The 9,988-nt window shown below is 42.5% G+C and carries 7 protein-coding genes and 1 pseudogene; 7 read left to right on the top strand and 1 reads right to left on the bottom strand.

Features of this window, described 5'->3' with window-relative positions:
* From AVJ20_RS15855 to AVJ20_RS15845, 3 genes and pseudogenes are all read left to right on the top strand, one after another.
* A partial coding sequence (locus tag AVJ20_RS15855; protein ID WP_162689788.1) for a hypothetical protein occupies positions 1-393 on the top strand: 393 nt, incomplete at its 5' end.
* Between the two features lie 501 nt (positions 394-894).
* Positions 895-1,584 (top strand): annotated as a pseudogene (locus tag AVJ20_RS18775) (HNH endonuclease); the annotation flags it as partial.
* A 549-nt stretch (positions 1,585-2,133) separates the two neighbouring features.
* A complete protein-coding gene (locus AVJ20_RS15845; RefSeq protein WP_111885891.1) occupies positions 2,134-3,366 on the top strand; it encodes an ATP-binding protein in 1,233 nt (410 codons plus the stop codon).
* Positions 3,367-3,637: 271 nt separating this feature from the next.
* Here the strand turns inward: AVJ20_RS15845 and AVJ20_RS15840 are convergent, their stop codons facing one another.
* Positions 3,638-3,967, bottom strand: a complete 330-nt coding sequence (locus tag AVJ20_RS15840) for a DUF4236 domain-containing protein (protein WP_111885890.1) — start codon at positions 3,965-3,967, stop codon at positions 3,638-3,640.
* A gap of 208 nt (positions 3,968-4,175) precedes the next feature.
* Between AVJ20_RS15840 and AVJ20_RS15835 the strand changes: the two genes are divergently transcribed.
* The 4 genes from AVJ20_RS15835 to brxC are packed head-to-tail and all read left to right on the top strand — an operon-like array spanning position 4,176 to position 9,978.
* Positions 4,176-5,042, top strand: a complete 867-nt coding sequence (locus tag AVJ20_RS15835) for a WYL domain-containing protein (protein WP_005021602.1) — start codon at positions 4,176-4,178, stop codon at positions 5,040-5,042.
* 10 nt (positions 5,043-5,052) lie between these two features.
* The gene (locus AVJ20_RS15830; protein WP_005021604.1) at positions 5,053-5,664 is read left to right on the top strand and encodes a DUF1819 family protein; all 612 of its coding nucleotides are present in this window, start codon (positions 5,053-5,055) and stop codon (positions 5,662-5,664) included.
* A gap of 16 nt (positions 5,665-5,680) precedes the next feature.
* Complete coding sequence (locus AVJ20_RS15825) at positions 5,681-6,256, top strand: DUF1788 domain-containing protein (protein WP_002010699.1); 576 nt, start codon at positions 5,681-5,683, stop codon at positions 6,254-6,256.
* Between the two features lie 41 nt (positions 6,257-6,297).
* The gene (gene brxC / locus AVJ20_RS15820) at positions 6,298-9,978 is read left to right on the top strand and encodes a BREX system P-loop protein BrxC (RefSeq protein ID WP_111885889.1); all 3,681 of its coding nucleotides are present in this window, start codon (positions 6,298-6,300) and stop codon (positions 9,976-9,978) included.
* The last annotated feature ends 10 nt before the right edge of the window (positions 9,979-9,988 follow it).

Here is a 9,988-nt window from a genome sequence, read left to right as displayed (position 1 = left end):
GGTTCAAATATAGGAAGACATCCATTATCGACACAAGGAAAGTTAGCACGTTTGCCTGAATTACTAAGTGCTGTAGATTTTAATTCTGCACAAGAGATTTTAGAGCGATTTGATTATTTAGAACAAAATCAATCAGAAACTTATAATTGGTTAATAAAAAAATGGTTGTATGAAAGTAATGTAACAAAAGTATTGATGCATTTTACGGCAGAGGATGAACCTATGCTTTCAATCCTTACAGAACATCAGTTTTTTCCGATAGTGATGAAACATAATAAATATGATTATTTTAGAATTATGTCTCAACAAGCGTCATTAAGCGCTGTGCGATGGGTACTTGCGTGGTTGAGTGTACGATATTTGGTGATTAGAGATCATAAGTTTAGTGTTTAAAGTAAACATGTAAAAAGTTCTTTTAGACCATTAGCCTTAACTTATCTATAGGATAAAACCAAACAAACATATATATGTTTACTTTTTAAGGGCAACTTATCAGAATCTAAGTAAATATGACTTACGCACGCTTTATTACACAAAGGTTTGAACAAATTTAGTGGCGCATTCTCGCTATTTTAAGGGCGAGTCAAGCCCTACGTGTGCATGAATATCATTTACCTGAATAGGAAACTTCTTGCAGCTCATTTATCAATTAATAATAGAGACTTAGGTATCAATAGTGCCAAAAAAAATCACATCATACCTTGCATTTAATATGCTACTAGAAGCCGTATAGCATCCTTCCTTGAGCAAATAGCCTAAGCATATATCGTTCAACCTAAGGGGCCCAGGCCTTGGCTTTGTCAAATATCTGATTTGCCAAGCCAAGGCCTGGGAATCCGCGAATTTGATTTTTTTCTTTACTTTCAATTTGATCCATACGTTATCGATTGATAGGACCAACGTTTTCAGATTACTTCTTTTCTTGCATGGTTTTCAATTGTGTATGAAATTCATGAAAGCCTCATGCAGATTCATCATCGAACGATTATTTTCAAAGACTTCACCCGGGTACGCCGTAGTATTGAGTTCTTGATCGCCAATTTCCCCGTGGCGACCACCGAAACGGTTGGAAAGTTCGGCAGTGGTATCAAGGGCTATGATCGGCTACAAATTGTCTATAAAGCCTTTATTTGCTTAAGCTTGGAAATGGAGGTTGATTTTGATGATGAGGAATGCCTGAATACCTTTATTCTGTCCATGTCTAAGGCCTTCAAGTACATCAACTTTAACGAGTTCTATGTCGAAAGATTTTTGGGCGGTTATGATGATGCAGTCGTCAAGCATGTGGTGGGATATGTGGAGTCGATTAGTCCAATTTCTCGGTCAAATCCCAAGGCCTTTTCGACATTAACCAAGAGTCTGCTTAAGCACAATTTTTTGGTGGGTAATCATAATTTTTGCCTCATTTTTGATGGATTGATCTATCTTGATTCTACTGAATCGGATCATCGGATTGCCAAAGCCGTAGGTGGGTAAGGCGTTCTAGAGAATGGTCTGCTGGTTCATCCAATCTGTAATAGAATGAAATCAAATCTGAGCCTGGAAGAGATTAGAGCGGATTTGTTTGGTGAATTACTGTATTGAGCAGCAGAGCGATGAGCTCATTTTCGCAGATGTATCAATGATCAATCACATGATTTAACTTTTGATACATTCAGCCAATGTGGTTATTTTTAATTCAGTCCAGAATCACAACCAGAAACTAGCTGTAGTTTCTGAATGACCGTCAAGGTCCTTAGTTTCGCCCATAGATTCCCTCTGTGGGCTTTTTTTGATCAAAAATTGTATAGATGCTCTAAAATAAACCTTTTAGCATTTCATAAGCAATTAGGATTAAGGCTGAGACCATCAGCACAACAAAAATGAGTTCCACTCTAGTTAACATATTAATTCCTTTTACTTTTCACTTAATTTATATAGCAGTTAAGTCGCAGCATCAATGACATAACATGACATGGAAAATAATTAAAAAGACAGAATTTGGATTTTTATCAGATCTACTGTTTGCATGCTTCAACAGTAGCTTTGAATGTTTCACTTAAACTTTAAACTTTTTTTTAAATTGAATATTTTTACATCTAGGTTCTAAACTTTGATAGAATTAATTAGAACTTTAGATTCTAAGTGTAAATAATGAGAAGCGCTAATATTCGACGTGATGGCTACTTAAAATTTCTGAATACATGGCAAAACCCTGATGTCATTAAAGTGCTTTCGGGTGTACGTCGCTCTGGAAAATCCACCTTGTTAGCGATGTTTCAACAAGACCTAAAAGCACAGGGTGTACAAGCCGAAAACATCATTGCTATCAATTTCGAATTTATGGAATTTGAAGAACTCACAGATTACCGTAAACTACATGATTATGTACTGTCTAAAGTTGATAAAAGCAAAAAAAACTATGTTTTTTTAGATGAAATACAACATGTTACTAATTTTGAAAAAGTAGTCGACTCTTTATATGTTCGAGCTTATATCGATTTATATATTACAGGCTCAAATGCATTCTTTCTGAGTGGAGAACTTGCGACTTTACTCACAGGACGCTATATAGAGCAACATGTTTTACCCCTTTCATTCCAAGAGTTTAAACAGTGGCATATTGAAAATAATCCGATCATCCAACAATTATCCAATCGTGATTTGTATGCCATGTACACGCACAGTAGTTTCCCCTATACGCTTGCCATGACTAGTCAGCAGGAAACCTATGATTACTTGCAAGCGGTCTATGCCAGTGTAATGTTTAAAGATGTTATTCCCCGTTTGAATACGGCCGATATTAACTCTCTCGAGCGTGTCGCAAGATATTTGGCAAGCGTGACAGGCTCACCCATTTCCATCAATAAAATTAAAAATACCTTTGTTTCAAGTGGGGTTAAAATCTCATTTGAAACAGTAAAACGCTATATTCAGGGCTTACAGGACAGTTTGTTATTTTATAGTGCCGCACAATTTAAAGTACGCGGGCGTGAGTTATTACAATCCTCTGAAAAATACTATTTAGTTGATGTCGGATTGCGCCGGATTATGTTGCCTGATGCTAATGCTGATCAAGGTCATATCTTAGAAAATGTAATTTATCTTGAGCTTATCAGACGAGGTTATACGGTCTATGTAGGGCGGGTTGATGAATATGAAATTGATTTTGTTGCTGTCGATACTTTACAGAATTTAACTTATTATCAAGTGGCATTAGAAACGCTCAATGAGGAGACACTCAGCCGAGAGTTACGTCCATTACAGAAAATTTCTGATTCGTATCCCAAATATTTACTTACCTTAGACACGATAGGGGCTGAAGCAAATTATAATGGTATTGTAAAAATGAGTGCTCTCGATTGGTTGCTATCTGAAAATAAGTAAAGTTGAGGGTAGACATGAATACTCTTATTTATTGATTAAAGCTCAAAGACTTTTCAGCATCATCCAAGAATGTATTCAAGCATAATTTCTGCTCCAATTGTGATGGATCGATTTACCTCGATTCGATTGAGTCAGACCCTCATGATTGAGCCAGAGTCGCTTACTGAAAGTAGCGAGAATTGCGCTGGAGTTTCTGAAGGATATTAATTCCTTAGTTTGCCCATTCATCCATGTGGGCATTTTTTTTGATTAAAATACAATGCTGTTCTTGCTAAAAAATGACGGCACCCACCATAAAACACAATATTCCAAAAATGATCCAAGGCCAGATCTTTGTCTTCGGTTGTTCTAAACTCTGAGGATTATATTCCGTGTGTTCTAGCGATGTCGGTTGTGGAACACGGGTCTTTTTAGAGTAAGGTTGGTGTTTAGAGTAAGATAGTCCCGTACCTGGAATACCGACACTGGTTCGCGTACCTTTTTTCCCAATATTTAGAGAAGCACCAGGTTTGCCAATGCTGGCACTGCTGATGCCTTTATGGGTCAGATTAATTTTAAAACCCGGGAATAATTTAATACTTTTACGAAATCTAAAACCCATATTGCTCTCATTCTAAAACTTAGCTCAATTCACGCGCTATACTAGGATCCATGATCTGCTAGAGATCGTACTTTGACGGCTATCATCAGGATACTAGTATATTTTTTATCTGGTGATTGCAATACTACCTTTAAATACCGTCAAAAATCTTTACTGTATATTTGCTATGGGGTAATCTTAAAACTGCTATTTATTGACTGATTGGTATATGACGACAGATAAGCATGAAGTGCTTCTTCGAATGCGAGCCATCGAGCTGCTTGCTTACTGGGAAGGCCGTTTGGTTACCAATCGTTTAATGAGCTGGTTTGGGCTGAGTCGACAGCAGGCTTCTGCGGATATCAAGCGCTATAATACGCTGTATAACCCCGATGCCTTGATTCATGACCCCTCCGTAAAAGGCTATGTGCCTAAGGCCAGCTTCCAGCCTGTACTGACTACAGCGCATATCAATGAATATCTCAATATGCTCTCGGGCTTGGTCAGTGAATCGCATGCGCTGATTGCGATGCCAGAACCGAATCTTGCAGCAGTTCAATTACCTGATCGCAGTGTACGTCCTGAAGTGATTCGGGAAGTTTTGCGTGCCTGCCGCAACCAAAGTACTTTAAAAATGATTTATGCCTCGATGCAGAATCCGCAGTGGCATGAACGCATGATTTCCCCACATACCCTGGTGTATACCGGTTTTCGCTGGCATGTCCGTGCCTATTGCCATCAGAGCAAGCAGTTTAAGGACTTTTTACTCTCCAGAATTGATCGTACACCTGTTGTGGTGGCGATTGAGTCAGTAGACCCTGCTCAAGATCAGCAATGGCATGAAGAAATTGTACTGACGCTGATCCCTAATCCAAAATTGAACTCATCACAACAAGCGCTGGTCGAAAAAGACTTCGGCATGCCTGATGGCAGATTACAGATTCCGGTGAAAAAAGCCCTGGCTCACTATACCTTGCAGCGATATCAGGCCGCGATCACGCTGGCTGAGGCGGAAGATGCCTTGAAATATACCTTAGTGTTACAAGGTTCAGATATCGAAAAGCTGTCGTCTTACCTGTTTGATCAAGCTTCATAGGAGATTGGCCATGTTAGAACAATTTCATTATGACAGTGACCTGATTGGTGGTTCCCTGATGGTGCGTGAAAGCCGGCTGATCGCGGATCTGTTATTACGAGAAGCGACTCCAGAACAATGGCATCAGGCCATTCAGATTGACAATATTCTGCAAAAAAGAACGCCTGCTTCAGCTCAACGCAATGCCACCGCTATTCGTAAGCGTCTGGAGCGCTTAGAGCCTGATTTCTGGAAAGCACTACGTGATGGGGATGATGAGCTGGCGACCCAGGTGGCTTTTTGTAGCGCACTGGAACGCAACCTGTTGCTGCTTGAGTTTATGGAAACGGTGATGAGGGATGCCTATATCTCTCAGGCGCAATACTTGGACAGTTATATCTGGTCAGATTTTTTGGATGAACGCTCACAACGCGATCCGGATATCTGTGATTGGAAAGAGTCCAGCAAGAAAAAAATGGGGCAGGTGGTGTTTCGCATGCTGGCAGAAGCCGGTTACTTAAAAAGTACCCGTAAGCTGGAGTTGCAGCGCGTGATCGTCAGAGCAGAGCTGCGTAGCCTGTTGGAAGAACATTATAAACAACGCATTAAAAGATCTATGGAAGTGTCGGTATGGGCGCGTTAGTTGTAGAGGGGCAGCAATGAGTCAAACAATACATGAGCGTCTGAACCAGATTCCAGAGCGAATTCTTTCCACTGAGTTTCTCACTGGACAAGGATTGGGTAATGAAATTGGCTTCTGGATTTTTGATTATGCACCTGAAGATGAGTTGAAAGTGCGCGAATATCTGCATTTTCTAGACGGGATGCTGGAGAAAAAACACAGTCAGCTGAAGGTGGTGAATATCAACCTGCTGCAAGCCGTGGTGGATTATCTGGCTGAGCGTAACTTCATCGATAAAGCCATTCAAATGCAAAAAGCCAAAGGCGATGAAGCGCTGCTCAAAGCCTTAAAGGGCCCACTGCATATGGATAAGTTCGCGCCGTATCTGGTGAGTAAATATGCCACCAATGCGCAAGATATTGTGTTGATGACTGGGGTTGGGTCGGTTTGGCCACTGTTACGTGCCCATCACTTATTGAATAGTTTGCATTCGTTACTGGGGCATAAGCCAGTGGTGCTGTTTTACCCAGGTTATTACGACGGTCAAGCGATGAGTTTATTTGGAAAAATTCCAAGCAACAATTACTACAGAGCATTCAGATTGGTGCCTTAAACACGGCAAATAGAAATAAGAATTCGGGGGAATGGATTGAGATGAACATTAAAGAACTTTTTTACAAGCCATTAGATCGTGCGATAAACGGGGTGGTCAAGGCAGACCAGAATGACAATACCACGGTATATCAGGAACTCGATGAATACGTGGTCACCAATGAGCTGGAAAAGCATTTTCGGGACTTTTTCCAGTCTTATGGTACAGACCTAAGCGATCCTTCGATTGCCAATCGTGTCGGCGTATGGATTTCAGGCTTCTTTGGTTCAGGTAAATCACACTTCCTGAAAACCTTATCGTATATTCTGGCCAATAAAGTGGCACGTGACGCGGAAGGTAACGAACGCAGTGCTGCAGAATTCTTTGATGAAAGCAAAATCCGTGATGCGTTTATCCGTGCGGATATTGGCAAGGCCGTTAGCCATCATGCCGATGTCATCCTATTTAACATCGACAGTAAAGCCAGTTCCAATGATGACGGCAATCCGATTCTGAATGTGTTTTTACGCGTGTTTAACGAGTATCAGGGTTTTAGTGCCGATCATCCACATATTGCACATATGGAACGTCACCTGAGCCAGAAAGGGGTGTATGAGCGCTTTAAACAGGCTTTTGAAGAATCTAGCGGCATGTCTTGGCTAGAAGAACGTGACGGCTATCAGTTCTATCAGGATGATGTCGAAACCGCAATTTCCCAAGCCCTCAACTTATCAGCAGAAGCGGCACACAAGTGGTTTGAGGATTCTGAGCAGACTTTTAGTGTTTCGGTCGAAAACTTCTGTCAGTGGGTGAAAGAATACCTGGACAGCAAAGGACCCCAGCAACGCATGTTGTTTCTGGTGGATGAAGTGGGGCAGTTTATTGGCAGCGATACCCGCTTGATGCTGACACTGCAAACCATTACTGAAAACCTGGGTACGATCTGTAAAGGCCGCGCTTGGATTATCGTCACCTCACAGGCAGACATCGATGCTGTTTTAGGTGAGATGTCTTCTTCCAAAGCCAATGACTTCTCCAAGATTGCTGGACGTTTTAAAACCCGTTTATCACTGTCCAGTTCCAATACCGATGAAGTCATCCAGAAACGTTTATTACGTAAAACCCCGGAAGCTGAAGCATTGCTCAGATCGGTGTTTGAGCAAAAGGGCGATATCTTAAAAAATCAGATTACCTTTGACCGTTCAGGCCCAACCCTCAAGAACTATGAGGGGCCAGAAAGTTTTATTCATAACTATCCTTTTGCGCCGTACCATTTCCAGCTGGTGCAAAAAGTATTTGAAGAAATCCGTAAAGTCGGTGCGACCGGTGCACACTTGGCCTATGGTGAACGGTCCATGCTGGATGCGTTCCAGATGGCCGCGAATGCGATTGCTACAGATGAAGTCGGTGCCCTGGTTCCTTTCCACCGCTTCTATACTTCAGTCGAAGGTTTCCTGGATACTGCAGTGAAGCGTACCATCGACCAGGCAGGGCAGAATAAGACCCTGGATGGTTTTGATGTGCAGATGCTGCGTACCCTGTTCATGATCCGCTATGTCGATATCATCAAAGGTACGCTGGATAACCTGGTGACTTTGTCGATTGAGAAAATTGATGAAGATAAGCTGGCATTGCGCAAGCGGATTGAAGAGAGCCTGCAGCGTCTGGAAAAAGAGAGCCTGATTACGAGGAATGGCGATGAGTTCCTGTTCCTGACCAATGAAGAACGTGATATTACCCGAAAAATCAAAGCCACTGACTTAGCAGCTTCAGAAGAAAATAAAGAGTTAGCCAATCTGATCTTTAAAGATTTACTGCGCGATCAGAACAAATACCGCCATCAAGCCAACAAGATGGACTATCAGATTGGTCGTTTCCTAGATAGCCATAGCCTGGATGGGAAGTATGAGAGCGATTTGAAAGTTGAAATCATTTCTCCACTAGATACGGAATATAACCTCTACACTGAAGCTTACTGTATTGGTAAAAGTACTCAGGCCGAAGGGCAGATACTGTTTAAACTGGCAGACGATAAACAGTTCTTTAATGAACTGCGCACCTGGCTGAAAACCAATAAATTCATCCGCTTAAATGATGATGGCACTCAGTCCGATATTTCCCGTATTCTGGCAGACCGTGGTCGTGAGAACCAAGAACGTAAAAAACGCCTGCGTGTCCGGGTCGAAGAAATGTTGCTGGAGGCGGAAAGTTATGCCTTGGGTCAACATCTACAACTTTCATCTTCAAGTCCAATCACCAAGCTGGATGAGGCCTGTCGTTATCTGCTGGAAAATACTTATACCAAACTGAGCTATCTGCAGGTCTATCAGCAGGATGCCTGGCGTGAACTGAACGCCGTCTTGACTGTCGATGATATGGCGCAGCTCGGATTGTCTCTGGATGGCGGTCAGAGCAATCCCAAAGCCCTACAGGAAGTGGAGCAGTACATTGCACTACGGGCCACTGGTACAGAGCGTATTCTGGTCTCGGATGTGGTGGATCGTTTTGCCAAACGTCCTTATGGCTGGCCGGATGCCGAGATTTTACTGCTGGTGGGTCAGTTGGCGGCAATGGGGCGGATTTCACTGCAGTTAAATGGCGGCAGCTTACAGTTAAAAGATGCCTTTGAGCCTTTACAAAACAGCCGCCGTCGCCGTGATGTGTCGATCATTAAAAAACGCCAGACTGATGATCAGGTATTGAAACAGGCACGCCAACTGACCCAAGACCTATTCTCGGCCATGGGGCCAGCGACTGAGAAAGAGCTGTTTGAATTCTATACCCAACATTTTAACAACTGGTTAGCCAACTTTAAGTCGTACAAAAGCAAAACTGATGTCGGGCAGTTCCCGGGCAAGAAAGTGATTGAAAAGTCGATTCTGACTTTGGAGCGCTTGCTGGCTAATAGCGACAGCTTCGATTTCTTTAAGGCAGTGGTTGAGAACAAGGACGACTATCTGGATCTGGAAGAAGATTATCGTGATATTCATGAGTTCTTCACTAACCAGATGCCGAGCTGGCAGCAACTGCAACAGGCCTTACGTCATTTTGAGAAAAACAAACAGGCGCTGGGCAGTGATGAGGTGGCAAAAAAAGCCCTCTCCGAATTACATCGTATTTTCACCCTTGAATCGCCCTATGGCCTGTTAAATAAAGTGGCTGATTTGGTTCGCACAGTGGAAAGCATCAATGAGCAATTGCTGACTGAGAAGCGTAATCAGGCGATAGAACACATTGATGACAAGATCAAGCAGTTAGAAGCTGAGATTAAAAACAGTGGCATCGCTACCGCTGAGCTGAGTAACAAGCTATTACGCCCACTACAACTGCTTAAAACGGATATTGAAGTGGAAACTAGCCTGTCCACCATCTATATGCTGCAAACCCAAACCGCCGTGGAGCGTTTTGATGAAGTCTTGTATGAGTTGGAAAGCGAAGTTCGTACGGAAATCCAGCGTCAGACCAAAACGGCACAACTGGCTCAGAGCAAAGCAGAGAGTGTAACCAACACTGCAACCACCTCCAGCCCAGATACATCAACACCTGCTGCGAGTCCGGTACAGCCTGTGACAGCCGTAGTTCCACCGAAACCGGTGGTGGAAGTCGATGTCGCCAGCATTTACAGCAAAACCTCCAGCAGTGTCTATCTGGAAACAGAAGAATCAGTGGATCAGTTTGTAGACGCACTCAAAGCTGAATTGAAAAAAATTGTGAGTGATAAAAAGCGTGTGCGTATCCGCTAACAGGGCTTAG

Origin of the sequence: Acinetobacter sp. CFCC 11171, from assembly GCF_003268405.1 — a bacterium.
Taxonomy (GTDB): domain Bacteria; phylum Pseudomonadota; class Gammaproteobacteria; order Pseudomonadales; family Moraxellaceae; genus Acinetobacter; species Acinetobacter amyesii.
This window is presented reverse-complemented; position numbering and strand designations above follow the sequence as displayed.

Coding starts and splice junctions, on each gene's coding strand:
- AVJ20_RS15845 (WP_111885891.1), top strand. CDS start 2,134: ATGAGAAGCGCTAATATTCGACGTGATGGCTACTTAAAATTTCTGAAT.
- AVJ20_RS15840 (WP_111885890.1), bottom strand. CDS start 3,967: ATGGGTTTTAGATTTCGTAAAAGTATTAAATTATTCCCGGGTTTTAAA.
- AVJ20_RS15835 (WP_005021602.1), top strand. CDS start 4,176: ATGACGACAGATAAGCATGAAGTGCTTCTTCGAATGCGAGCCATCGAG.
- AVJ20_RS15830 (WP_005021604.1), top strand. CDS start 5,053: ATGTTAGAACAATTTCATTATGACAGTGACCTGATTGGTGGTTCCCTG.
- AVJ20_RS15825 (WP_002010699.1), top strand. CDS start 5,681: ATGAGTCAAACAATACATGAGCGTCTGAACCAGATTCCAGAGCGAATT.
- brxC (WP_111885889.1), top strand. CDS start 6,298: ATGAACATTAAAGAACTTTTTTACAAGCCATTAGATCGTGCGATAAAC.